21 protein-coding genes are annotated in these 23,403 nt (G+C 72.6%); 11 read left to right on the top strand and 10 right to left on the bottom strand.

Going from position 1 to position 23,403, the window contains the following annotated elements:
* Positions 1-13: 13 nt before the first annotated feature.
* Entirely contained in the window at positions 14-1,237 is a 1,224-nt protein-coding gene (gene fdhA, locus AB0K28_RS18235; protein ID WP_345388286.1) for a formaldehyde dehydrogenase, glutathione-independent, read from the bottom strand.
* Between the two features lie 380 nt (positions 1,238-1,617).
* Between fdhA and AB0K28_RS18230 the strand changes: the two genes are divergently transcribed.
* Positions 1,618-2,622 (top strand): polysaccharide deacetylase family protein, encoded by a 1,005-nt coding sequence (locus AB0K28_RS18230; protein ID WP_364371089.1) that lies wholly within the window; start codon positions 1,618-1,620, stop codon positions 2,620-2,622.
* Positions 2,623-2,728: 106 nt separating this feature from the next.
* Here AB0K28_RS18230 and AB0K28_RS18225 read toward each other — a convergent pair whose 3' ends face one another.
* Positions 2,729-3,328, bottom strand: a complete 600-nt coding sequence (locus AB0K28_RS18225; RefSeq protein ID WP_364371086.1) for a TetR/AcrR family transcriptional regulator — start codon at positions 3,326-3,328, stop codon at positions 2,729-2,731.
* Positions 3,329-3,396: 68 nt separating this feature from the next.
* Between AB0K28_RS18225 and AB0K28_RS18220 the strand changes: the two genes are divergently transcribed.
* Positions 3,397-4,449: an amidohydrolase family protein gene (locus AB0K28_RS18220; protein WP_364371083.1), complete on the top strand. Its 1,053-nt coding sequence runs from the start codon at positions 3,397-3,399 to the stop codon at positions 4,447-4,449.
* Positions 4,450-4,775: 326 nt separating this feature from the next.
* Here the strand turns inward: AB0K28_RS18220 and AB0K28_RS18215 are convergent, their stop codons facing one another.
* Positions 4,776-5,630 carry an aminoglycoside phosphotransferase family protein gene (locus AB0K28_RS18215; RefSeq protein WP_364371080.1) on the bottom strand — a complete coding sequence of 285 codons (855 nt, stop codon included), beginning with the start codon at positions 5,628-5,630 and terminating at the stop codon, positions 4,776-4,778.
* Positions 5,631-5,723: 93 nt separating this feature from the next.
* On the opposite strand from AB0K28_RS18215, the gene AB0K28_RS18210 reads away from it, so the two are divergent.
* Positions 5,724-6,722, top strand: a complete 999-nt coding sequence (locus tag AB0K28_RS18210) for an ABC transporter permease (RefSeq protein WP_364371077.1) — start codon at positions 5,724-5,726, stop codon at positions 6,720-6,722.
* Here AB0K28_RS18210 and AB0K28_RS18205 read toward each other — a convergent pair.
* Positions 6,717-8,051 carry a GAF domain-containing SpoIIE family protein phosphatase gene (locus tag AB0K28_RS18205; protein WP_364371074.1) on the bottom strand — a complete coding sequence of 445 codons (1,335 nt, stop codon included), beginning with the start codon at positions 8,049-8,051 and terminating at the stop codon, positions 6,717-6,719. The genes AB0K28_RS18210 and AB0K28_RS18205 overlap by 6 nt on opposite strands.
* A gap of 321 nt (positions 8,052-8,372) precedes the next feature.
* Here AB0K28_RS18205 and AB0K28_RS18200 point away from each other — a divergent pair, with 321 nt between their 5' ends.
* On the top strand, positions 8,373-9,653 hold the full coding sequence (locus tag AB0K28_RS18200) for an acyltransferase (RefSeq protein WP_364371071.1): 1,281 nt from the start codon (positions 8,373-8,375) through the stop codon (positions 9,651-9,653).
* Here AB0K28_RS18200 and AB0K28_RS18195 read toward each other — a convergent pair.
* Positions 9,637-10,362, bottom strand: a complete 726-nt coding sequence (locus AB0K28_RS18195; protein ID WP_364371068.1) for a hypothetical protein — start codon at positions 10,360-10,362, stop codon at positions 9,637-9,639. The genes AB0K28_RS18200 and AB0K28_RS18195 overlap by 17 nt on opposite strands.
* Positions 10,349-10,852 (bottom strand): SigE family RNA polymerase sigma factor, encoded by a 504-nt coding sequence (locus AB0K28_RS18190; protein ID WP_364371065.1) that lies wholly within the window; start codon positions 10,850-10,852, stop codon positions 10,349-10,351. Before AB0K28_RS18190 ends, AB0K28_RS18195 begins: the two co-directional genes overlap by 14 nt.
* Before the next feature lie 125 nt (positions 10,853-10,977).
* On the opposite strand from AB0K28_RS18190, the gene AB0K28_RS18185 reads away from it, so the two are divergent.
* Entirely contained in the window at positions 10,978-11,856 is an 879-nt protein-coding gene (locus AB0K28_RS18185; RefSeq protein ID WP_364371062.1) for a hypothetical protein, read from the top strand.
* 99 nt (positions 11,857-11,955) lie between these two features.
* Positions 11,956-13,164 carry a flavin-dependent oxidoreductase gene (locus tag AB0K28_RS18180; RefSeq protein ID WP_364371059.1) on the top strand — a complete coding sequence of 403 codons (1,209 nt, stop codon included), beginning with the start codon at positions 11,956-11,958 and terminating at the stop codon, positions 13,162-13,164.
* On the opposite strand, the gene AB0K28_RS18175 is transcribed toward AB0K28_RS18180, so the two are convergent.
* Positions 13,144-15,243 carry an MMPL family transporter gene (locus AB0K28_RS18175; protein ID WP_364371056.1) on the bottom strand — a complete coding sequence of 700 codons (2,100 nt, stop codon included), beginning with the start codon at positions 15,241-15,243 and terminating at the stop codon, positions 13,144-13,146. The two genes, AB0K28_RS18180 and AB0K28_RS18175, sit on opposite strands and share 21 nt — an antisense overlap.
* Positions 15,244-15,321: 78 nt before the next feature.
* Between AB0K28_RS18175 and AB0K28_RS18170 the strand changes: the two genes are divergently transcribed.
* Entirely contained in the window at positions 15,322-15,795 is a 474-nt protein-coding gene (locus AB0K28_RS18170; RefSeq protein ID WP_345388312.1) for a MarR family transcriptional regulator, read from the top strand.
* Positions 15,796-15,920: 125 nt separating this feature from the next.
* Complete coding sequence (locus tag AB0K28_RS18165) at positions 15,921-16,472, top strand: YetF domain-containing protein (protein WP_345388313.1); 552 nt, start codon at positions 15,921-15,923, stop codon at positions 16,470-16,472.
* Here AB0K28_RS18165 and AB0K28_RS18160 read toward each other — a convergent pair.
* Positions 16,431-17,087: a DUF2071 domain-containing protein gene (locus tag AB0K28_RS18160; RefSeq protein ID WP_364371052.1), complete on the bottom strand. Its 657-nt coding sequence runs from the start codon at positions 17,085-17,087 to the stop codon at positions 16,431-16,433. The two genes, AB0K28_RS18165 and AB0K28_RS18160, sit on opposite strands and share 42 nt — an antisense overlap.
* 187 nt (positions 17,088-17,274) lie before the next feature.
* Here AB0K28_RS18160 and AB0K28_RS18155 point away from each other — a divergent pair, with 187 nt between their 5' ends.
* Genes AB0K28_RS18155 through AB0K28_RS18145 form a run of 3 tightly spaced genes read left to right on the top strand, consistent with a single transcriptional unit; the run spans position 17,275 to position 22,143 of the window.
* Positions 17,275-18,417, top strand: coding sequence for a glutamate--cysteine ligase (locus AB0K28_RS18155; protein WP_364371049.1), 1,143 nt, complete (start codon positions 17,275-17,277; stop codon positions 18,415-18,417).
* Between the two features lie 7 nt (positions 18,418-18,424).
* A complete protein-coding gene (locus AB0K28_RS18150) occupies positions 18,425-20,212 on the top strand; it encodes an N-acetylglutaminylglutamine amidotransferase (RefSeq protein ID WP_364371046.1) in 1,788 nt (595 codons plus the stop codon).
* Positions 20,188-22,143, top strand: coding sequence for an alpha/beta fold hydrolase (locus AB0K28_RS18145; protein ID WP_364371043.1), 1,956 nt, complete (start codon positions 20,188-20,190; stop codon positions 22,141-22,143). The genes AB0K28_RS18150 and AB0K28_RS18145 overlap by 25 nt, the downstream gene beginning before the upstream one ends.
* A gap of 52 nt (positions 22,144-22,195) precedes the next feature.
* On the opposite strand, the gene AB0K28_RS18140 is transcribed toward AB0K28_RS18145, so the two are convergent.
* Together AB0K28_RS18140 and AB0K28_RS18135 are read right to left on the bottom strand one after the other, a co-directional pair.
* Positions 22,196-22,735, bottom strand: coding sequence for a hypothetical protein (locus AB0K28_RS18140; RefSeq protein ID WP_345388318.1), 540 nt, complete (start codon positions 22,733-22,735; stop codon positions 22,196-22,198).
* 10 nt (positions 22,736-22,745) lie between these two features.
* Complete coding sequence (locus AB0K28_RS18135; protein WP_364371040.1) at positions 22,746-23,315, bottom strand: DUF5709 domain-containing protein; 570 nt, start codon at positions 23,313-23,315, stop codon at positions 22,746-22,748.
* Between the last annotated feature and the right edge of the window lie 88 nt (positions 23,316-23,403).

The raw sequence follows: 23,403 nt of genomic DNA, 5'->3' as shown, positions 1-23,403 counted from the left end.
CGTACCTCCGGAACTACGCGGCGGCGCCGAGGTAGCCGTTCGGGTCGAGGACGTACTTGCGGGCCGCGCCCTGGTCGAACTCCTGGTAGCCGCGCGGCGCCTCGTCCAGCGGGATCGGCGTCGCGTTGACGGCCTTGGCGATCTGGACGCGGTCGTGCAGGATCGCCTGCATGAGCTGGCGGTTGTAGCGCATGACCGGGCACTGTCCCGTGGTGAAGCTGTGCGACTTGGCCCAGCCGAGCCCGATCCTGATCGACAGCGACCCCTGCTTGGCGGCCTCGTCGGCGGCGCCCGGGTCGCCGGTCACGTACAGGCCGGGGATGCCGAGCGCGCCGCCCGCCCTGGTGATGTCCATCAGCGTGTTGAGCACGGTCGCCGGGTGCTCCGTCTGCGCCTCGCGGCCGTGGCCGCGCGCCTCGAAGCCGACCGCGTCCACGGCGCAGTCCACCTCGGGCTCGCCGAGGATCTGCTCGATCTGGTCCTTGGGCTCGCCCTGCGAGACGTCCACGGTCTCGCAGCCGAAGCTGCGCGCCTGCTCAAGGCGCTGCTCGTTGAGGTCGCCGACGATGACGACGGCGGCTCCGAGCAGCAGCGCGGACGCGGCGGCGGCCAGTCCGACCGGGCCGGCGCCGGCGATGTAGACGGTCGAGCCGGGCTGCACGCCGGCGGTCACGCAGCCGTGGTAGCCGGTCGGGAAGATGTCCGAGAGCATGGCCAGGTCGAGGATCTTCTCCATCGCCCGGTCTTTGTCGGGGAACTTCAGCAGGTTCCAGTCCGCGTACGGCACCAGCGCGTACTGCGCCTGCCCGCCGATCCAGCCGCCCATGTCGACGTACCCGTACGCCGAACCGGGCCGGTCCGGGTTCACGTGCTCGCAGATGCCGGTCTTGCCCTCCTTGCAGTTGCGGCACCGGCCGCAGGAGATGTTGAACGGCACCGACACGAGGTCGCCGACCTTGATGAACTCCACACCGGGGCCGGTCTCGACGACCTCGCCGGTGATCTCGTGGCCGAGCACGAGGCCCTGGGGCGCGGTCGTACGGCCCCTGACCATGTGCTGGTCGCTGCCGCAGATGTTGGTGGCGACGGTCTTGACGACGGCGGCGTGGGGCAGCTTGCGCCCGACGTTGCCCGGGTTGACGCCGGGACCGTCCTTCAGCTCGAAATCGGGATAGTCGAGCTCGTGGACCTCGACCTTTCCTGGGCCTTCGTACACGACTCCCTTGTTGCCGGGCATGGGGAACTCCCCCTCTTCAGAAGGTGACGGGCGTACGGTTCTCGACGGCCTTCCTGATCACCCCCCTGCACGCGACATTGCGACAGAAGCTGAAAAAGACGCATAAAACGCCCTCTCCTGCCGAATATACCCACCGGTTTCTGCCCGCCTCCGGCTGTGACCGACTAGGGGCCCACCGTTGACCGAGACCTGCCGTGGCCGTGGAAGAAGCTTTCATGGACCCGATAATTTTCGGTAGCTGTAGAGGCATGTGAAAGCATCTGCTGCCCGCCACATTACCGACGCGTGTCCGAAACATTTCTGCCGAACGTTGACACCTTTCGGTGCCGTTCTCACAATGACCGCAGGTGCAGCCCTCTCAGACGATCAAAGGGACCAGCATGATCGACCGGAAACGCCGCAGCGCGCTCGTCACCGCGCTCTTAGGCGCGATCCTCGCCACCTGCCTCGCCGTCACCGCCACCTCAGCCGTCGCGGCCCAACGCCACGCCGCCGCAGCGGACTGCAGCGCCGGGTACGTCGGGCTGACGTTCGACGACGGGCCCAACCCCGGCAACACGCTCAACCTGCTCAATGCCCTGACCTCGAACGGCCTGCGCGCCACCATGTTCAACACCGGCCAGAACGCCCAGAACAACCAGAGCCTGGTCAGGGCGCAGCGCGACGCGGGCATGTGGATCGGCAACCACAGCTGGTCGCACCCCCACCTGACGCAGCTCGGCAGCTCGCAGATCACCTCCGAGCTGCAGCGCACCCAGCAGATCATCCAGCAGGTCACGGGCAGCGCGCCGCGGCTGTTCCGGCCGCCGTACGGGGAGACCAACGGCACGGTCCGATCCATCGAGCAGCAGCTCGGCCTCACCGAGGTGCTGTGGGACGTCGACTCCCAGGACTGGAACGGCGCCGGCACCGCCCAGATCGTCCAGGCCGCGGGCCGCCTGCAGAACGGCCAGGTCATCCTCATGCACGACCAGTACGCCACCACTCTGGCCGCCATCCCCCAGATCGCCGCGAACCTGAGCAGCCGCAACCTGTGCGCCGGCATGATCTCCCCCAGCACCGGCCGCGCCGTCGCCCCCGACGGCGGCGGCGGCCCCACCACCCCGCCGCCCGGCGGCTCCTGCACCGCCACCATCACGCCGGGGCAGCAGTGGGGCGACCGGTTCAACCTGTCCGTGACGGCGTCGGGGTCGAGCTCGTGGATCGTCACGGTGACGCTGAACCAGCCGCAGCGGGTCATCGCCACGTGGAACGGCAGCCCGTCCTGGGACTCCAGCGGGCGCGTGATGACGATGCGGCCGAACGGCAACGGCAACACCTTCGGCTTCACCGTCCTGCATGGCGGCAACTGGACCTGGCCCTCGGTCTCCTGCCGCACCAGCTGACGCCCTCCGCGAACCACCCCGGCCGGCCGCGCCGCCTGTGCCCTTCCGCCGCGGCCGGACCGGGGGAGGCGGCGGGCCCTTGAGCCGGGGGCCCGCCGCCGGCCGCTCAGCGAGGGGCCGCCAGAGGGAGCAGGATCTCGTCCACGAGCGTGACGACGTCCTCGGCGGTCACGAACCCCTTGTCGGCGGACTCGCCGAGGAGCATGCGCGGCCCCACCGAGGCCACCAGCGGGGTCACGCGCGCCGGGTCGGCCTCGCCCCGCTCGGCGGCGGCCCTGAGGCAGCCGAGCAGGATGTCCCGATGCGGGACGATCACCAGCTCCTTGATCGCCGCGGCCAGCCGGGGCGGCCGCCCGCGGTCGTTCAGGAGCTGGTGCAGCGCCCGCCCCCGCGGCTCGGACAGGACGGCGGCGAACCTGTTCAGCAGCTCCAGCAGATCGCCGCGGAGCGACCCGGTGTCAGGGACGTGCTGCCCGCCGAACCCGACGACCGGGTCACGGAGTGCGGCGAGCAGCAGCTCGTCCGGCGAGGACCAGCGCCGGTACAGCACCGACTTGCCGGTGCCGGCACGCGGCGCGAGCTTGTCGAACGCGAGCGCACCGAACCCCTGCTCGGCGAGCGCCTCGAAGGCCGCCTGGTAGATGGCCCTGGTCAGCTCACTGCCCCGCCGCCGCGTGGACGGCTCGGTGCCAGGACGGAAGGTCACCCCCCGGTTATAGCGGACGCCGCCGTACACTCTGTTAGAGGACAAAACTGTCTCTTAAGGGAGTGGACATGGCTGAAGCGTTCTCGGTGGTCGATGTGCGGGTCTTCGACGGACGGGAGCTGACCGCGCCGGTGACCGTGACCGTGCGCGACGGGGTGATCGAGGGCGGGCCGGGTGGCGGGAGGGTCGTCGACGCGCGTGGCGCCGTCCTCCTGCCGGGTCTGATCGACGCGCACGTTCACGTACGCCGGCGGGAAACGCTGGACGTGCTGGCCCGTCACGGTGTGACCACGGCGCTCGACATGGCCTCATGGCCACCGGAGCTGCCGGATTCCCTGCGGCGCGCGTCGGGCACCACGGACCTGCGCAGTGCCGGGCTGCCGGCCATCGGGCCCGGCGGGCGGCACGCCAAGCTGCTCGGCCTGCCCGCGGAGGCCATCGTGACCGAACCGGCTGCCGCCGAGGGGTGGGTCGCGGCGCGGGTCGCGGAGGGATCCGACTACATCAAGGTCATCCTGGAGGCGCCCGGCCAGGGCGGACCGGGAGTCGAGGTCGCGCGGGCGCTGGTCGAGGCGGCGCATCGGCACGGCAAGCAGGTCGTCGCGCACGCGGCATCCCCGGGCGCCTACACGATGGCGATCGACGCGGGCGCCGACGTGGTGACCCATGCCCCGCTGGGGATACCGGCCGGCACGTCCGACGTGGAGCGGACGCGCGTCGCCGTCCCCACGCTGACGATGATGCGGGCCATCGCGAGCTTCTCCGGCCGGCCCGAGGGCTTCGCCGCCGCGCGGGCCACGGTCGAGGCCCTGCACCGGGCCGGGGTGCCGATCCTGGCCGGCACCGACGCCAACGACGAGCTGGGCGACGCGCTCGCCGTCCCGTACGGGACGAGCCTGCACGACGAGCTGGCGCTGCTCGTCGAGGCCGGGCTTAGTACGGCGGCCGCGCTCAGGGCCGCCACCTCGCTGCCCGCCCGCCACTTCGGGCTGGCCGACCGCGGCGTCATCGCGCCGGGCCTGCGGGCCGACCTGCTGCTCATCGACGGCGACCCGCTCGCCGACATCACCGCCACGCGCAACGTGCTGCGGGTGTGGTGCGCCGGGGTCGAGCGGTCGTGACCGTGCCGGGACCCCCGGGCCCGGGACGATCATGATCGTTCGTACGGTCAGGAGCCGTCACCAGCCCCAGCCGCCGCCTCCCCAGGGGCCGCCCCAGCCCCACCAGCGCCTTCTCCTCCAGCGCCAGCGGCGCCTCCGCCAGCGGCATCGCCAGCCGCGTCGGCCGCAGCCGCCCCCTTGCTCGAATCCGGGACCTCCAGCCATGGTCGTCCCTCCCCCCGTAGCTTTGCTCCCTTCGTGTTCAGGCTAGGCCGGAAATCACCACAAACCGGGGCATATTTCGCGATTTCACGGTGTCTTGACGGCAATATCACTACGTAAAGCGGCTACCGGACCGCGCCCGCCTCCGCCTCCATCCAGGCCGCGATGTGCCGGGCGTAACTGTCCGGGAGAGGCAGCGGATCGCCGCCGATGGTGAACACCGCGCAGAGGATGTTCACCCCGAACAACCGGTCCCAGACCCTGGCCCGGCGACAGGTGTCGGCGTCCACGGCCGCCCGCACGTTCTCCCAGCCGTGCCAGGCCATGAACGCGGCGTCGATCGCCGGGTCGAACAGCTGCGCCCGGTCCCAGTCGAGCACCCCGACCAGCGTGCCGTCCTGCGCCCAGTGCACGTTGTCGCCGGCCAGGTCGCCGTGCACCAGCACGTCGGGCACCGTCTCCAGCTCCAGCGCCGCGGCCAGCCTGCGCTCCGCCTCGGGCCGCAGCCGTTCCGGCAGCCGGGGCAGCACCTCGTGCTCCAGCACGCGCGCCCAGTGCCCGTCGTGCGCCCTGGGCGCGGGCAGCAGCCCGCGCAGCTCCTCCGTCACCGGCAGCTCGCGCAGCGCCGCCAACAGCCCGGCGATCTGCCCGGGATCGCCCTGGCCCTCCGGCAGCCCCGTACCGTCGAGCCAGGAGACCGCCACGGCCCTGCGCTCGCCGAAGTCGGTCACCGGCGTCAGCGGCTCAGGCACCTCGAAGGGCGGCCCGGCCGCCCGGACCGCGCGCAGGATCTCGACCCCGCGCGGCATCTGCGCCGCGCCGAGCGGGCGGCGGGAGACGCGTACCGCGGCCACGCCCGGCAGCAGCACCACGTCGTGCACCCCGCCGGGACCGCGCCGCGCCCGGTCCAGCGGCGCGCCCGGCACCAGCGCGTCGGCGATCTCCAGCAGGTCGTCGGTCAAAGGTTCTGGCTCGTTCACCGCGCGAGCCTATCCGCCGCCGGAGGATCAAACCTGCACAAGGGGCGCGTGTCACCGCCGGGGCGGCAGGCCGCGCATGCCTAGCGTGAGGGCATGCACGAACGGTTGCGGCACCGCTGGGCGGCTCTCAAGGAGTCGCCGTACGGGCCGGCCACCGTGCTCATCCTCATCGTCTCGGCCGGCGCCGGGCTGTTCGCGGGCTCCTACACCTACGCCATGGCCAACCCCACCCCGCATCGGATCCCGGTCGCGGTGGTCGGGGTGAGCCACGAGACCGTGCGCGGCAGGGCGTTCGCCGCCGGCCTGGAGCGGCAGCTCAACGCCTCGCTCGCGCTGATCTACCAGCCGTCACCGGCGCGCGCCCGGCAGCTGGTCGAGGAGCAGCGGGTCTTCGGGATCCTCGTGGTGCGCGGCTCGGACGTCAGGCTCGACGTCTCCGGCGCGGCGGGCGCGTCGGTCGCGCAGGTGCTCACCCAGGCCGCCCCCGTGGCGGCGGCGCGCATCGGGGTCCGGATGACCGTGCGCGACATCAAGCCGCTGCAGCGCGGCGACCCGCGCGGCCTCGCGCTGTTCTACATCACGCTGGCCGCGGTGGTCATGGGGTTCATCGGCGCCGTCCAGCTCAACGTGCACGCGGGCGGGCTGACGCCCTGGCAGCGCATCGCGGCCGTCGTCACGTACTCGATGCTCGGCGCGCTGGCCATCGTCGCCATCGTCGACTGGGTGCTCGGCGCGCTCATCCTGCCGATCATGGAGTCGTGGTTCATCCTGGCGCTGACCATGTTCGCGTCGGGGATGGTGTTCACCATGTTCGACACCCTCGTCGGGCGCTGGGCCATGCTGCCGACCTGGGGACTGATGGTGCTGCTCGGCAACCCGTCGTCGGGCGGCGCGGTGTCGTGGCCGCTGCTGCCCTCGCCGCTCGGCGCCATCGGCCGCTGGCTGCCGCCCGGCGCCTCGGTCAACGCCCAGCACACCGCCGTCTACTTCGGCGGCCACCAGCGGCTGATGCCGTTCCTCGTGCTCGCGGTGTGGGCGCTGGGCTCGATGGCGGTCTTCCTCATCCTGCGCGAGCGCCGTCCCGGCTCATGACCGCAGCGCCGCGGGCGCGGCCACCCGCACGGCGAGCAGGGCGACGTCGTCGCAGAACCGCTCGCCCCGGTGCGCGAGCAGCCGGTCGCACATCTCCTCCAGCGGCAGGTCGCGCAGCTCGGCGGCGGCGCGCGCGAGGTCGGCCATGCCCGCGTCGATCCCCTCCGGCGGCTCCTCCACCAGGCCGTCGGTGTAGAAGATCAGGTTCGAGCCGGCCGGGACCACCTGCTCGTGGTCGGGACGCGGCAGGTCGAGTGCGACCCCCAGCGGGTGGCCGGCCTCCGCCCGCAGGTAGAAGGCCGCGCCGTCGCCGGTGACCAGCAGCGGCGGCGGATGGCCTGCGCTCGACCAGCCCAGCAGCCACTCCGCGGCGCCGCGCTCCTCCAGGCGGGCCACCAGCACCGTCGCCATCGGCCCGCCGTGCAGGCCGTGCAGCACCTCGTCCAGGCAGGCGAGGATGCGGGACGGCGGCCGGCACCGCTCGTACGCGATCACCCGGAGCATGTTGCTGATCTGGCTCATGACGACCGCCGAGCGCACGTCGTGACCCATCACGTCGCCCACCACCAGGCAGGCCACGCCGTCGGGCAGCATGACGACGTCGTACCAGTCGCCGCCGATCGGCGGGATCGCGGTGGAGGGGCGGTAGCGGGCGCACGCCCGCAGGCCGTTCATGTCGGGCAGCTCGGGGAGCAGGCTGCGCTGGAAGGTCTCGGCGCTGCGGCGGATGCGCTCGTACAGGCGGGCGTTCTCGATGGCCACGCCGGCCGCGCTGGCCAGGGCCGCGATGAGCCGCTCGTCGTCGCCGGTGAACGGGCCGCCGCCGCGCTTGTCGGCGAAGTACATGTTGCCGTAGACGGTGCCGCGTACCAGGACGGGCACGCCCAGCAGAGACTTCATGATCGGGTGTGAGGCGGGGTAGCCGCGGAAGGAGGGGTGCGTGGTCACGTCGTCGATCCGCATCGGGCGGGGCCGCGAGACCAGCTCGGCCAGCAGGCCGTGGGCGGTGGGCATGCGGCCGATCGCGTCGACCACCTCGTCGGGCACCCCGTAGGTGACCAGGTCGCTGAACTGCCCCCGCTCGTCCAGCACCCCGAGCGCGCCGTAGCGGGCGTCCACCAGGTCGGCCGAGACCTCCACGACGGTGCGCAGCGCCTGGTTCAGCTCCAGCTCGGAGCTGATCGCCAGGATCGCGTCGAGCAGCCGCTCCATCCGGCCGTGCAGCTCCTGGATCTGACGCAGGCCGGCCCGCAACCGCTGGAGACTCTCGGCACCCAGCGGGCCCAGGTCCGCACCGTACGCGCCGTCGTCGCGCCCCTGCTCGCTCACCTCCACCCCCCGAGATGCCGCCGCCCTCCCCTCATGCCCCGTGCCCCTGGCATGACACCTGGTCACGGGCCCGCTCGATCGATGGTCCGTGACACGAGGCCCAGGACGGGCAGGTGCGGTTCCGGGCGGCCGAAACGCTCGCGGGATTCGATCGCGTGGCCGCCGTCACGACATTCCGCGCGCTCGCCTCGAACGCCGCCGTGAATCCCCAGGTCATCCGGTGAGCGGCGGACGCGGTCGAGGATCTCACGAGCGTGCCCGGCGGAGGGTTCCGGTCTTGACTCTCAGCATTCACCCAGCTTGACCCTTTAGCGTTATGGGATGGTTACCAACGTGGCCGCCGAGAAGGGCAGCGGCCTGCAGGGGCACGAACGGCCAGCGGCCGGGCGGCAGACCTGGCTCGACGCGTTGCGCGGTGTGGCCGTGCTGGCCGTGCTCTTCGAGCATCTGCTTGACGCGCTCTTCCCCGAGGTCCGCGCCAACGTCAGCCCGTGGTTCGACTTCGGCCAGTACGGCGTGATGGTGTTCTTCCTCATCAGCGGCTACGTGGTGCCGGCCTCGCTGGAGCGGCGGGGCAGCGTCACCGGGTTCTGGACGGGCCGGTTGTTCAGGCTCTATCCGCTGTGGATCCTCGTGGCGCTGGCCGGGACGTTGTTCGGGCTGGTGCCGGTCTACTGGGAGCTGCCCGACCAGGTCGCCGACCACCCGCTCACGGGCGCCGTCGCCCACGTGACCATGATGCAGGACTTCCTCCAGGTGCCCAGCGTCGTCAACGTGTTCTGGACGCTGTCGTACGAGATGGTCTTCTACCTGCTGGTGACCGCGCTCTTCCTGCTCGGGCGGGGACGCCCCCGCACGACCGGCGTGCTCGGCGTGGCGGTGGCGGGCGTGCTCGTGGGCGGGGTGCTGCCCGCGGGCGCGCTGTCGAGCGCGCTCGGCGTCGAGGTGACCGTCGTGGCCGCCACCGGCGTGGGGGTGCTGGGGCTGGCCGCCGTCCTCATGGGCGGTCACCGTCTCCGCCTGGCCGGCGGCGCCGCCGTGGGGACGCTGGCCATCGTGCTGCTGTGCGTCAACAGCAGGATCGGCGCCTGGCAGAGCGTGGCGATCCTGGGCACGATGTTCGCCGGCACCGCGCTCTACCGGCTCGACCACGGGCAGCTCAGGCGCGGCGTGGGGCGCTGGATGATCGGGCTGGTGCCGGCCGCGTCCATCGCCGCCGCCTTCTGGTACGGCCCCGGCTGGGGCATGCCGGACGACGAGGCGATGGCGTTCCGGTGGAGCTGGTCGGCGGCGGTGGCGGCGGCCTGGCTGACGTTCCTGGCCTGCCGCCTGGTGCGCTCGTACGAGATGCCGCAGCCCCTCGTCCGCCTCGGGCTGATCAGCTACTCCGTCTACCTGCTGCACCCCCTGTTCATCCAGGTGCTGCGGCGGCTGGTCCCCGACCCAGGCCCGGTGCCGCTGCCCACCCGCATCGGCTATTCGCTGGTGGTGTGCTGCACGGTGGTGGGGTCGGCCGCCCTGTCCTACCGGTACGTCGAGCGGCCGGCCCACGCGTTCGGCCGCCGGCTGGTGGCCAGGCCGGCGGTCAGAGCGTCGAGCTGAGCCCCTGCCCGATCCTGCGCAGCTCCGCCTCGACCCTTGTGGCGCTCCTGAGGTCCTTGGCGTAGGTGGGGCTGAACGAGATCTCCGCCCACTGCCGCTCCTTCAGCTGCACGAACAGCGTCGGCGTGCCCTTCATGCCGTCCTCGCCGACGTTCTGGATCACCAGGTAGCCGGCCCGGCCGCCGACGGTGACGTCCTCGCCGTCCTCCTCGCTCCGGTACATCTGGATCCGGTCGGTCAGCTCCAAGGAGGCGTCGTTCTCGTACATGTAGACCTGGACGCAGTAGAAGCCGTTCTTGTCGCCCTTGTAGTCGTAGGTGACGCTGTACTTGTCGCCGAAGTCGATCGACCAGTGCTTCCACTGCAGGCGCTTGGGCAGGTAGCCCACCTTGACGTGGCCGAACTCCCGGCCGTCGCCCAGATCCCCGAGGTCCGGCGGATCCGAACGCATCGGCGGGGTGTCGTCGATGGCCGGCGGCTCCACCGTGGCCGTCACCTGGTCGGGGAAGGTCGCCAGCGAGCCGGCGGCCACGTACCCGACCGGCATGGCCGCGATCACCGCCACCGACAGGGCCGCAGCGGTCGCCGTGAGCCTCCTGCGCCTGCTCCTGACGCCGGCGACCACCCGGTCCAGCAGGTCGGGCGCCGCGTGCAGGTCCGCGGTCTCCTCGGCCATGAGCCGGCGCAGCTCGTTCTCAAGCGTGGGCATTGCTGATCACTCCCTCCACGTCCGCGCCGCCGAACGCCGCACGCAGCTTCGCCATCGCCTTCGACGCCTGGCTCTTCACCGTCCCCGTCGAGCAGCCCAGCACCTCGGCCGCCTGCTGCTCGCTGAGGTCCTCCCAGTAGCGCAGCACGACCACCGCGCGCTGCCGTGGCGGCAGCTTGCGCAGCGCCTCCATGAGGACGTGCCGCAGGTCGGCGTCCGTCGTGCGGGCGGCGCGCTCCGGCGGGGTGTGCACGGGGATGAAGCTGAGGATCGCGCGGCGGCGGGCGCGGCTGATGGAGAGGTTGATGATGGTGCGGCGCACGTAGGGCTCGGGGCTGTCGTGGCGGACTCTGTCCCAGTTCCGATAGGTACGCTCCAGCGCGGTCTGCAGCACGTCCTCGGCCTCGCTCGCGTCGCCGCAGGCGAGGTACGCCACGCGCAGCAGGCTCGTGCCGCGCGCGGCCACGAACGCTCCGAAGTCGTGTTCCACGCCGTTCACGATCGTCTGTCCAATGTCACGCCCTCTGATACGCCCGGGCGGGGAGCCGCGTTGCCCGGAGGCCGGCGATTATTTCGCGGGGCAACCTCCGGCCGGGCTCGGGCGTATAGGAGGGCGTGACGAGACGTACGAGATTCGTGGGCCTCCTGGCGGCCGCCGTCGCCGGCGGACTGGCCCTGGGCGCCGGCATCATGACCGCCTCGACCGCTGACGCCGTGTCCCCCGGGGGCGCCTACTGGCACACCCGGGTCATCTACGCGTCGGAGCATCCGTGGCGGTTCGGCACCAAGGCGGACCCTTACCGGCTGACCGAGCGGCAGATCATGGAGCAGTGGGCCACGCGCGACGGCCGGTTCTGGAACGGCGGCAGGGAGCTGGGGGCACGGCCGAGCAGCGCGGCCGACGAGCAGGCATGGCAGCGTGACGGCTCCCCCGGCAAGTGGAGCGAGTCCATCGACGGCAAGACGGTGAGGATGTCCACCGAGCCGGCCAACGGGCACGTCAGGCCGAACCGGACCACGACCCAGTTCTTCCTGGCGGGGCAGCGGCTGACGTACGAGGAGGTGCAGCGCCTGCCCGCCGACGCCGAGCGGCTGAAGGACTGGCTGCGCCAGGCCGGCCGGGTCTTCCGAGTCCCGGAGAACGGACTGGACTCGTGGGTGATGTCGGCGCTGCCCATGCTCCTGCACGAGCTGCCGGCTCCGAAGGAGGTCCGCACCGCCGCGTACCGGCTGCTGCTCACGATGCCGGACGTCCGCGCCGACGGCCAGGCCACGGACGCGCTCGGCCGCACCGGCAGCGCCGTCGTGCACACCCGCTCGGGAGGTAAGAAAACGACCACCCAGCGGTTCATCGTGGACACCGAGCGGATGATGCTGCTGTCGTCCGGCAGCGCGACCGACGGCCCTGATGCGCAGCCGGCCAGCAGGGAAGAGAGCACGATGATCGAGGCCGGTTGGACCGACACGCCACCGGCCGTCCCCGCCCTCCCGTGATCCGGCTCCCCCGGCCGTCCCGCCCGGCCGGCGGGCATGGCGATCTTCCTGGTTCCGCTCTACGCTCCTGACAAGGATCATGTGTCCCGGGGAGCGTTCATGACCGGACCCAGCTCGATGCGCGTGATCATCGCCGGTGCCGGCATCGCCGGGCTCACCGCCGCGCTCAGCCTGCACGCCGCCGGCATCACCGACGTGACCGTGCACGAGGCGGCGGAGGAGATCCAGCCACTCGGCGTCGGCATCAACCTCCTGCCCCACGCCGTGCGCGAGCTCATGGAGCTCGGCCTGGGCGACCGGCTGGCCGAGACCGGCGTGGCCACGGCCGACCTCACCTTCCTCAACCCGCGCGGGCAGCGCATCTGGTCCGAGCCGCGCGGCCGCGCCGCCGGCTACCGCTGGCCCCAATACTCGATCCATCGGGGCCGGCTGCTGCTCCTGCTGCTCGACGCCGTACGCGAGCGGCTCGGCCCGGGCGCGGTCGTGCTCGGCTCCCGCATCACCGCTCTCGACCACGACGCCGACCTGCTGATCGGCGCCGACGGCATCGTGTCGGACGTGCGGCGGGCGATGTTCCCCGGCGAGGGCGGGCCGGTGCCGGGCGGCGACGTGCTGTGGCGCGGCACCACCTACGGCAGGCCGTTCATGACCGGCCGGTCCATGCTGATGATCGGCGACCGCGGGCAGAAGCTCGTCATCTACCCCATAGCGCCGCCGTCGGAGGACGGCACCCAGCTCATCAACTGGGCCGTCCAGCACAGGACGGACGTGCGGGGCGTGCCCACCGGCGACTGGAACCAGCCGATCGGCGTCTCCAAGGTGCTGCCCCACGTGCAGGGCTGGCACTGCGACGAGCTCGACGTGTGCGGGCTCGTCGCGGGGGCCGCGCAGGTGCTCGAATATCCGCTGGTGGACCGGGATCCGCTGCCGTACTGGTCGAAGGGGAACGTGACGTTACTCGGCGACGCGGCGCACCCGATGTACCCGACGGGCTCCAACGGCGGCACGCAGGCGGTCATCGACGCGCGGGTGCTGGCGTACGCGCTGGCCAACGACCTGGGCCTCGCCTTCTACGAGGAGCAGCGCCGCCCGGTCACCGGCGAGATCGTGCTGGCCAACAGGAAGGACGGGCCCGAGGTCATCCTGAAGATCGCGGACGAGCGCGCGCCGCTGGGCTTCTCCGACATCGAGTACGTCATGCCGCGGGCAGAGCGCGAGGAGATCGCCCTGCACTACAAGAGGCTGGCCGGGTTCGAGCCCGCCACGCTCAACGCCCGCCGCAGCTGGTCAGTGCCGCTGAGCGGGTGACGGCTCGGCGGCCGGCCGCGACTCGTGCGCTCGGCCCAGCCTGCTGGGCCACCAGGCCCGGCCGCCGAGGTCGCGGACGAGCGCCGGCACCAGCAGCGACCGCACGACGAGCGTGTCGAGCAGCACGCCGAACGCGACGATGAACGCGGTCTGCACGAGGAACGTCAGCGGGATCACGACCAGCGCGGCGAACGTGGCCGCGAGCACCACGCCCGCCGAGGTGATCACTCCGCCGGTGCTGACCAGGCCGCGCAGCACGCCCTCGCGGGCCCCGTGCAGCTCCGTCTCCTCGCGGACCCTGGACATCAGGAAGATGTTGTAGTCGACGCCCAGGGCCACCAGGAAGACGAACCCGTACAGCGGCACCGACGCGTCGGAGCCGGTGAAGCCGAACAGGTGCTCGAAGACGAGCGTGGAGACGCCGAGCGTGGCCAGGAAGTTCAGCGCCACGGTGGCGACCAGCAGCACGGGCATGGCCAGCGAGCGCAGCAGCACGATGAGGATGAGCAGGATGATCACCAGCACGACGGGGACGATGAGCAGCGTGTCCTTCTTCGCGGTGTCGGTGGTGTCGAGCTGCTGGGCGCTGTAGCCGCCGACCAGCACGCCGCCCTCGGAGTGCAGTGAGTCGCGCAGCCGCTTGACGGTGTCCTTGGCGGCGTCACTGTCGGGCTCGTCGCGCAGTGTGGCCTCGATCAGCACCTTGCCGTCGACCACCTTGGCCGCGCCGCCGGGACGGCCGCTCTCGCTGACCGGCGCGGCCTCGAAGACGCCGTCGACGGCCTTCGCCCGCTCCGTCACGTCGGCGGCGCGGTCCTCCGGCGCGACGATGACGGCGGGCTGGCCGGAGCCGCCGGGGAAGTGCTCGCTGAGCGCCGCCTGCGCGGCCACGGAGGGCGCGTCGTTGACGAACGTCTCCTCCAGCGGCACGCCGCGCGCGTTGAGCTGGGGCGCGAAGAGGGCGAGCGCGGCGAGCGGCAGCACGGACGCGGCCCACACCAGGCGCGGCCTGCGGTCGATGAGCGTGGCCACGCGGCCCCAGATGCCGCCCGCGCCGGCGTCGGCCGGGCGCGGCTTGGCCGGCCACAGGGCGGCGCGGCCGAGCAGGACCAGGGTGGCGGGCAGGAAGGTGAGCGCGCTGAGCGCGGCGCAGGCGATGCCGATGGCGCCGACCGGGCCGAGCGCGCGGTTGTTGGTCAGGCTGCTGAGCAGGAGGGCGAGCAGGCCGAGCGCCACGGTGGCGGCGCTGGCCACGATGGGCTCGATCGAGCGGCGCAGCGCGATGCGCCCGGCCGCGAACCTGTCGCGCCCGGCGGCCAGCTCCTCGCGGAAGCGGGCGGTGAGCAGCAGCGCGTAGTCGGTGGCCGCGCCGATGACGAGGATGGACAGGATGCCCTGCACCTGACCGTCCACGCGGACGATGTCGCGGTCGGCCAGGAAGTAGACCACGGCGCAGGCCAGGCCGAGCGCGAAGACGGCGCCGGAGATGATGGCCAGCGGCAGCAGCACGCTGCGGTAGACGGCCAGCAGGATGACCAGGACGGTGATCAGCGCGACGCCGAGCAGCAGGCCGTCGATGCCGGAGAAGGCGTCGCCCAGGTCGGCCCTGGTGGCGGCGGGGCCGCCGAGCTGCGTGGTCAGACCCTCGACGGGGACGGCCTCGCGGATGCGGTCCAGCACGTCGCCGAGGCCGCCGCTGCTGATGTCGGGGCTGAGCTGCACGATGCCCTGCAGCGCCTTCTCGTCGTCGGAGGCGAAGGCGGGCGAAGGGGCGCCGACGACACCGGACGTGCCGCGCAGGGCGGCGAGCGCCTTGGTCGCCGCCGCGGTCTGCTCGGGGGTGACGGCGGCGCCGCCGGAGGTCCAGATGACGATGACGGGTTGCGCGTCTCCCTGCCGGAACTTCTCCTGCACCTCCAGGACCCGTGTGGCTTCGGCGCTCTCGGGCAGGAAGGCGGCCTGGTCGTTCGTGGCGACCTCGGAGAGCTTGCCGGCGAACGGTCCGAGACCGCCGCCCACGGCCAGCCAGGCCAGCACCAGCAGTGCCGGGACGAGCCAGCGGATCGATCGCCGCGCCATGCGGGGTCACCCTTTCGCCATGCCTAGTAGCTCGATCAGTGAGATTCTCAATTATCAAGCTAATGTAGCATGGTCCGCATGAACGGCGGCGACGGGGACGGCGAGACACAGATCGACCTGCGATCCTTCGCGGCCCGGCTGCGCCGGATGACCGCCGAGTTCAATCGCATCGCCCACGAGTTCGCCCAGGCGCAGGGGCTGCACACCACCGACGTCCAGGCGCTCATCATGATCTTCGACGCGGCCGAGCCGATCACGCCGGGCAAGTTGCGCGAGGAGCTCAACCTCACCTCGGGCGCGGTCACCGCCTGTCTCGACCGGCTGGAGCGGGCGGGGCACATCCGCCGGGTCCGCGACGCGCACGACCGGCGGGTGGTCCACCTGCATTATCGCGAGGCCGCCCAAGAGCTGGCCGGCGCGTTCTTCCGGCCGCTCGGGCACGGCACCGAGCGGGTGCTGAGCCGGTTCAGCACCGGCGAGCTGCGCACGATCGCCGCCTTCCTCGACACGTTGAACGAGGAGCTCGGCGTCCTCCGCTCCGCCCCCCGCTGACCGCAACCGTTGACGCCGGTTGCGGCGCCGGGCTCGGGCTCGTCCGGCGCCCGCGTAGGCCACGCACCCGCAGAATTCACCCGGCGGCGGGATTTCCCGCGCGAACGAGCGGGTAGGCGGCACGCATGCCCGATTGGGGAGCGATCTTCCTGCTCAGCACGCCGGTGCTGGAGATCTTCGTACGCGGCACCGTGACGTTCCTCGCGCTGCTGGTCATGCTGCGCCTCGCCGGTCAGCGCGAGTCGGGCGGGCTGGGGCTCACGGACGTGCTGCTGGTCGTGCTCGTCGCCCAGGCCGCGGCGGGCGGCCTGAGCGGCGGCTCGGAGTCGATCGCCGACGGGCTGCTGCTGGTGGCGACGATCCTGCTGTGGAGCATCGCCGTGGACGCGATCGCCTACCGCTGGCCGCTCGCGGCCCGGCTGCTGAAGGCCCGCCCCCGGCCGCTCATCGCCGACGGGCGGCTGGACCACCGGGTCATGCGCCGCGAGTTCATGACCAGGGAAGAGGTGCTCAGCCAGCTGCGGCTGCACGGCCTCCAGGACATCTCCGAGGTCGAATGCGCGTACCTGGAGCCCAACGGCATGATCAGCGTCGTCGCCCGCAGGACCGGCGACCCACCAGCGCCCACCGGACCCTCACCGGCCCCACAGGCCGACCCGCACCGGGACGCCCGGTGAGCCGTGCACCAGCGGCGGCCCCTCGGCAGCGGGCAGACCGGCGGCGCGTACGAGGTCCTGGTCCAGGCCGTCGAGCCGAGCATGGTGCAGGGGCCAGGGCGGGTGCTCCACCTCGGCCGTGACCAGGCGGCCCGCCACAAGGCTGAACAGCCGGAACCTGGCGGTCAGGAAGTGCGCCAGGTCGTCCCGCTCGCGTTCCCGCAGCGGCACGCCGAGCGTCACGTCCACGTCGCAGCGGGTGCCGTACGGGCCGGGCAGCCGCCGGCGGCACCGGTAGCGGGTGCGGCCGTCGCGGGTCTCGACCGACATGTCCGACCAGGCGTAGGGCAACCCGTAGCCACCACGCCCACCGAGCGCGGCGGCCAGGCGGCCGGCGTCCAGGGACAGGAACCAGATGCCGGTACGGCCGCGCTCGTCGCGTACGTACGTCCGCAGGTTCGTCTCGGGGAACGCGGACAGCCAGGGCAGCGCGGGCAGGCCGGGGAGCCGTACGTCGCGCATGAGGAACGGCGTGAGCCCCACCCACGCCGACCCGTCGAACGTCTCGGCCGCCAGCCCCGCGGGGAGCCGTGCCTGCACCTGGTCCGGGTGGTAGCGCCAGTGCAGGAACGTCATCCGCGTCCACCGGTGGTACATCACCGGACGGCGCACGCGGGGTGACGGCGGGGGTCGCATCCGGTTCCCCTGCCCCGGGCGCGGACGGGTAGTCCGTGAGCTTTGACCTCGGGGAATTAGGTGCATTTGCCCTTTCTGTGGGGAGTGGAGAGGTCCACAGGATTCCACTGAACAAGGGGTGATGGTCGTGGAGGGAGACGAGGAAGCGATTCGGGTGGGGGTGGAGGAGGAGTTCCACGTCGTCGACCTCTCCACCCGCCGCCTGGCCGCGCGAGCCGACCTCCTGCTGGATTCGCTGCCTCCGGAGAGCTACGCGCGTGAGCTGCAACGTTCGACGGTGGAGTCCAACAGCGCGCCGTTCATGAAGCTGGACGACCTGGCGCGCGACCTCGGGGAGCTGCGCCGGGGGCTGGTCGAGCAGGCCGACGCGGTGGAGCTGGGCATCGTCGCGGCCGGCAGCGCGCCGCTGGTCGAAAGACGCGAGCAGAAGGTGTCGCAGGAGCCCCGCTACGAGCAGATGCTGAGCGACTACCAGCAGCTCACCAGGGACCAGCTCATCTGCGGCACGCATGTGCACGCCCAGGTGCGCGACCCCGATCTGGCCGTCGCGGTGGCGCACCGGCTGACGCCGTGGGTGCCGCCGCTGCTGGCGCTGTCGGCCAGCTCGCCGTACTGGGACGGCGAGGACACGGGGTACGCCAGCTACCGCAGCCTGATCTGGCAGCGCTGGCCCACGGCGGGCCCGATCGACAAGTACGACTCCGCCGCCGAGTACGACGAGATGATCAAGGAGCTGATCCGCACCGGCGTCATCACCGACCCCGGGATGATCTACTCCGACATCCGTCCCTCGCAGCACGTGCCCACGGTCGAGCTGCGCATCTGCGACTCCTGCCCGCGCGTCGAGGACATCGTGCTGATCGCCGGCCTGTTCCGCGCGATGGTCGCGAGGGAGCTGCAGGAGATCCGCCAGGGCGTGGAGCGCACCGTGCAGCTCGCCGCCGTACGCGCGGCCTCCTGGCAGGCGGCCCGCTCGGGGCTGGAGGGCGAGCTGATCGACCCGGTGAGCGGCGTGCCCCGCCTGGCGCCGGTCGTGATCAGGCGGCTGGTCGAGGGCCTGCGGCCGCAACTGGAGGAGGCGGGCGACGCGGAGCTCGTATCCGTGCTGCTCAAGGAGGCGCTGGCCAGGGGGACGTCCGCGGAGCGGCAGCGGCGCGCGTTCGCCAGGCGAGGGCGGCTGACCGACGTGGTGGACCTGCTGCTGGCCGAGACCAGGGCGTACGGGTGGGATCGTCCAGGCGATCCGCCCGCGTACCGGTCGGCGTCGTGAGCGTGCCATGTGCGGATTGAGCGGAGAGCTGCGCTTCGACGGTGAAGAGGCCGACATCAAAGCCGTCGGGCGGATGACGGAGACGATGGACGCGCGCGGCCCCGACGGCTCCGGCCTGTGGTCGCGCGGCGCCGTCGCGCTGGGCCACCGGCGGTTGAAGATCATCGACCTGTCGGACAAGGGCGCCCAGCCGATGGTGGACGTCGAGCTGGGGCTGGCCGTGGTGTTCAACGGCTGCCTGTACAATTACGCCGAGCTGCGGCACGAGCTGCGCGGCGCCGGTTACCGCTTCTCCTCCACCTCCGACACGGAGGTGCTGATGAAGGCGTTCCACCGGTGGGGTCCGCGCTGCGTCGAACGGTTCAAGGGCATGTTCGCCTTCGCCGTGTACGAACGCGCCACCGGCCGGCTGATCCTGGGCCGCGACCGGCTCGGCATCAAGCCGATGTACCTCGCCGAGGACGGCCGCCGGCTGCGCTTCGCCTCCTCGCTGCCCGCCCTGCTGGCGGCGGGCGGCGTGGACACCGCCATCGACCCGGTGGCGCTGCACCACTACATGACCTTCCACGCGCTGGTGCCCGGCGAGCGCACGATCCTCGCGGGGGTGCGCAAGCTGCCGGCGGCGACCGTACGGGTGATCGAGGCGGACGGCGCCCGCACCGACCACCGCTACTGGGACCCGCCCCACACCCGCGGCGCGCTCCCGGAGGCGGCCGGGCTGAACGGCCGCGAGTGGCGGGACGCCGTCATGGACGCGCTGCGCGCCGCCGTACGCAGGAGGACGGTCGCGGACGTGCCCGTCGGCGTGCTGCTCTCCGGCGGCCTGGACTCCAGCCTCATCGTGGCGCTGCTGGCCGAGGAGGAGCACGAGCCGCCGGTCACGTTCAGCATCGGCTTCGAGGCGGCGGGCGGCGAGCGGGGCGACGAGTTCGCGTACTCCGACCTGGTCGCCCGCCGCTTCGGCACCGACCACCACCGCATCCGCATCCCGGACGAGCGGCTGCTCGACGGGCTGCACGGCGCGGTGCGGGCGATGAGCGAGCCGATGGTCAGCCACGACTGCGTCGCCTTCTACCTGCTGGCGCAGGAGGTCGCCGAGCACGTCAAAGTGGTGCAGTCGGGGCAGGGGGCCGACGAGGTGTTCGCCGGTTACCGCTGGTTCCCGCCGCTGGCCGACGTGCCCCGCGAGCAGGCCGCGGACGTCTACGCGCGCGCGTTCTTCGACCGGCCGCACGACGGGCTGGCCGCGATCCTGCCCAAGGAACGCCTGCTCGGCCACGACGCCAGCGGCGACTTCGTGCGCGAGCACCTGGCCCGGCCCGGGGCGGACACCGCACTGGACGCCGTGCTGCGCCTGGAGACCACCGCCATGCTGGTGGACGACCCGGTCAAACGGGTGGACAACATGACGATGGCGCACGGATTGGAGGCGCGCACCCCGTTCCTCGACCACGAGCTGGTGGAGCTGGCCGCGGCCTGCCCCGCCGAGCTGAAGCTGGCCCACGGCGGCAAGGGCGTGCTCAAGGACGCCGCCCGGCGGCTGCTGCCCGCCGAGGTCATCGACCGGCCGAAGGGGTACTTTCCCGTACCGGCGATCCGGCACGTGGACGGGGCGCTGCTCGACCTCGTGCGTGACGTGCTGACCAGCCGGGCGGCGCGCGAGCGTGAGCTGTTCCGCCGCGACTACGTGGACCGGCTGCTCGCCGACCCGGAACGGGACAGGACGCCGACGGGCGTGAACACGTTGTGGCAGCTCGGCCTGCTGGAGCTGTGGCTGCAGACGCACGGGCTGTGATGACCCGCCCCGCCGGCGAACCCCGCCTGCCCGTGGGCGGGGCCGGGCCGGTGTACCCGTTCGCGCTCCCCCGCCTGGACCACCTGGCTTGGCAGGAGCATCCGCATCCGGACGGGTTCCTGCTCGGCGGGCCGTCGTACGTGCCAGGGGTGTCCGGGCTGACCGCGTGGAGCTGCCTGGCGCCCGCTCTGGCGCCCGACAACAGTGCGGTCGCCTTCGTCAGCGACCACGACGGATCGCCGCGCGTGTGGATCAGGCCGCTGCTCGGGACGGGCGAGGAGTGGGTCGTGGACACGGGGCCGCAGCCGGTGGTGGACGTCAGCTGGGCGCCGACCGGAGCACATCTCGCCGTGCTCGTCGCGCCGGGCGGCGGCGAGCACACGCAGGTGTGGACCGTTCAGCCGCACGGCGGCGACCTGCGGCTGCTCGCCGCGCCCGACGGCGGGTCGGCGTCGCTGGTGCGCTGGACCGCGCGCGGAGAGACGGTCCTCGTCACCGAGACGTCGGCGGACGGCGTGTCGAGGGCCGTGCTCGTGGACGCCGTCACCGGCGGGCGGCAGATCATCGCGGCAGGTCCGCTGCTGCGGCCGGTGGCGATCAGCCGCGACCACGCCAGGATGCTGCTGCGGCGCGGGCCGCGGGGCCGCCGCCGGATGTACGTGGTGGACCTGCGCTCCGAGGCGCTCGGCGGGCACGAACCGAGCGGCGAGCGGCTCCTGCTGCCCGGTCTGCCCGGCTCCACCGACGACGGGGCGCTCTCCCCCGACGGCAGGACCGCGTACCTGGTGTCGGACGCCGGCCGCGACCGCGCCGCGCTGCTCGCCGTGCACCAGGGGGCCGAGGCCGTGGTGCTGGCCGAGCGGCGGGACGCCGAGCTGGACCGGTTCGCGCTGAGCGCCGACGGGCGCCGCGCGCTGCTCGTGTGGAACGCGCACGGCCGTTCCGAGCTGGACGTCATGGACCTCGAACGCGGCCGGCTCCGGCACCTCCCGCCCCCGCCGGCCGACGTGGTCACCTCCGCCCGCATCGGCTGGGACGGCGCCCTGGCCGCGCTCGCCGCCGAGTGCCCGCAGGAGCCGTCGCACGTCGTGCTCTGCGACCTCGACCAGGGCCGTTACCGCTACGCCGCCGGCGCGGGGCGGCTGCCCACGGCGGCCGCCGCCGAGCTGGTGCGCTTCCCGGCGCGCGACGGGCTGGAGCTCGCCGCCTGGCTCTATCGGCCGCCGCACGCGCAGGGGCCCGCGCCGTACGTACTGTTCCTGCACGGCGGGCCCGAGGACCAGGAGCGGCCCGCCTTCAACCCGCTCTACCAGAGCCTGCTGGCCGCCGGGATCGGGGTGTTCGCCCCGAACGTGCGCGGTTCCGGCGGGTACGGGCGGGCCTTCCGCCAGGCCGACGACCGCGAGCTGCGCTTCCGCGCCATCGACGACGTCGCCGACTGCGCGGCCGAGCTGACCCGCATCGGCGCCGGTGACCCGTCGAGGCTGGCCTGCATGGGCTGGTCGTACGGCGGCTACCTGACGCTGGCCACGCTCGTCACCCATCCTGGCCTGTTCCGGGCCGGCGTGACCGTGAGCGGCATCGCCGACTTCGAGACCTTCTACGCCCGTACCGAACCGTGGATCGCCGCGGCGGCGGTCGGCGAGTACGGCCATCCGGACACCGACCGCCACCTGCTGCGCGCCCTGTCACCCCTGCGCGCCCTCGACCGCCTCACCGCTCCCCTGCTGGTGGTGCACGGGGCCCAGGACACCAACGTCCCGCTGTACGAGGCCGAGCAGGTGATCGCCGCGGCCGCCGCACTCGGCCTGCCCTGCGAGTCGCTGGTCTTCGACGACGAGGGCCACGAGATCCGCCGCATCGCCAACCGCGTCAGCTACGTCACCAGGGTCACGGACTGGCTCTCCGCCCATCTGCACCCCCACCGCTGAACGCGCACACCACCGGCCGGGGCCGCGCCATGGCCCGCGCCGTCGCGGTGCGTCAGTAGGGGCGGCCGGTGCCTTCACCGGGGAGGTAGCCGCCGTCGTCGGCGCCCGTGCGGCCGGAGCCGCCGTCCGGGTCGTCCTCCTCGTCCGAGGCCACCCAGTCGACGTCGGCGCTGATGTGTTCGCCGCCGCGCAGCGCGCCCTCCGGCTCCGACGGGGGTTCGCCCTCGTCGTCCACGATGAGGCCGTGTTCCGACTCGTCCACCGGCCCCTGCACGCGGAAACCCGGGTCGCCCGGTTCGCCCCGCTGCTCGCGCCGGTCCTCCGGCATCGGGTGCGGGCTCGGGCCGTAGGTGGCGACGTGGTCCTCGATCTCGTCCGTACGGGCCGCGACCGACTTCTCGCCCGACCCCGCCGTCACCGACCATTCGTCGTCGCGGCCCGTGACGTATCCCATGGGCTCGGCGTACCCGGAGTCGTCGGAGCCGGGGATGCCGGCGGGCCCCACGTCGCCGCCCATGTTGTGCAGGTCGGGGTCGAACGTCGTGCCTTTGTCCTGCTCCCGGCGCTTGTCGTCGTCGTCCTTGCTCGCCATGGTCCTCCCCTCACTCCGGCTCGATGTGCATGGCGGCCTCCTCGGCGGTGAAGCCGCCGCCGTCGGGGCCGACCTCGGTGGCGATCTCGTCGGGCTCGTCGTCCCCGTGCGCGCCCTCGTCGGAGGCGACGAGGCGACCGGCGGGCCGCGGCTCGTCCCACACCTGCCCGGACGGCTCCTCCGGCTGCGCGCCCGGCACGGGGTCGATGCCGCTGTCCCGCTCGCGGCGGGTGTCGAGGTCGGAGCCGACGCCGAGGCCGCCCTCCTCGGTCACCCGGTCCACGGCGGGCGCGTCGAAGTCGTCACCGTCCCGGCGCCCGGCGGTCGCGCCCTCCTCCACCCCGAACTGGGGCTGGTCCTCGGGCACCTCCCGATCCAGCCGCCCGGACAGCGACTCGCCCTGGATCTGCTCGTCGTCGGTGGTGCCGAACTCCTCCACGGCCACCGGCTCGTCGGCGGGCAGGGGCGCCTCCTGCGGATCGACCGCCCACTGCTGCTGCGGCGTGCCGTCCTGGAGATCCGGTATGCCTTCGTCCTCGAACCGCGAACGAGGATCGTGCTCTGGTACGTGATGACTCATCTCAACTCCCTCATGTCGCCCGCTGCCCCCAAGGTCTCCGCAGTAACGCGGCCCGCGCCCCGCCAGGCGAAGCGCGGGCCGCCAGGAG

This window comes from Nonomuraea sp. NPDC049504, assembly GCF_040676845.1.
Lineage (GTDB): Bacteria > Actinomycetota > Actinomycetes > Streptosporangiales > Streptosporangiaceae > Nonomuraea > Nonomuraea salmonea.
This window is presented reverse-complemented; position numbering and strand designations above follow the sequence as displayed.

Bases quoted from the DNA above. Each gene is read 5' to 3' on its own strand.
- fdhA (WP_345388286.1), bottom strand. From the start codon at position 1,237: ATGCCCGGCAACAAGGGAGTCGTGTACGAAGGCCCAGGAAAGGTCGAG.
- AB0K28_RS18230 (WP_364371089.1), top strand. From the start codon at position 1,618: ATGATCGACCGGAAACGCCGCAGCGCGCTCGTCACCGCGCTCTTAGGC.
- AB0K28_RS18220 (WP_364371083.1), top strand. From the start codon at position 3,397: ATGGCTGAAGCGTTCTCGGTGGTCGATGTGCGGGTCTTCGACGGACGG.
- AB0K28_RS18210 (WP_364371077.1), top strand. From the start codon at position 5,724: ATGCACGAACGGTTGCGGCACCGCTGGGCGGCTCTCAAGGAGTCGCCG.
- AB0K28_RS18200 (WP_364371071.1), top strand. From the start codon at position 8,373: ATGGTTACCAACGTGGCCGCCGAGAAGGGCAGCGGCCTGCAGGGGCAC.
- AB0K28_RS18195 (WP_364371068.1), bottom strand. From the start codon at position 10,362: ATGCCCACGCTTGAGAACGAGCTGCGCCGGCTCATGGCCGAGGAGACC.
- AB0K28_RS18180 (WP_364371059.1), top strand. From the start codon at position 11,956: ATGACCGGACCCAGCTCGATGCGCGTGATCATCGCCGGTGCCGGCATC.
- AB0K28_RS18175 (WP_364371056.1), bottom strand. From the start codon at position 15,243: ATGGCGCGGCGATCGATCCGCTGGCTCGTCCCGGCACTGCTGGTGCTG.
- AB0K28_RS18170 (WP_345388312.1), top strand. From the start codon at position 15,322: ATGAACGGCGGCGACGGGGACGGCGAGACACAGATCGACCTGCGATCC.
- AB0K28_RS18165 (WP_345388313.1), top strand. From the start codon at position 15,921: ATGCCCGATTGGGGAGCGATCTTCCTGCTCAGCACGCCGGTGCTGGAG.
- AB0K28_RS18160 (WP_364371052.1), bottom strand. From the start codon at position 17,087: ATGACGTTCCTGCACTGGCGCTACCACCCGGACCAGGTGCAGGCACGG.
- AB0K28_RS18150 (WP_364371046.1), top strand. From the start codon at position 18,425: ATGTGCGGATTGAGCGGAGAGCTGCGCTTCGACGGTGAAGAGGCCGAC.
- AB0K28_RS18140 (WP_345388318.1), bottom strand. From the start codon at position 22,735: ATGGCGAGCAAGGACGACGACGACAAGCGCCGGGAGCAGGACAAAGGC.
- AB0K28_RS18135 (WP_364371040.1), bottom strand. From the start codon at position 23,315: ATGAGTCATCACGTACCAGAGCACGATCCTCGTTCGCGGTTCGAGGAC.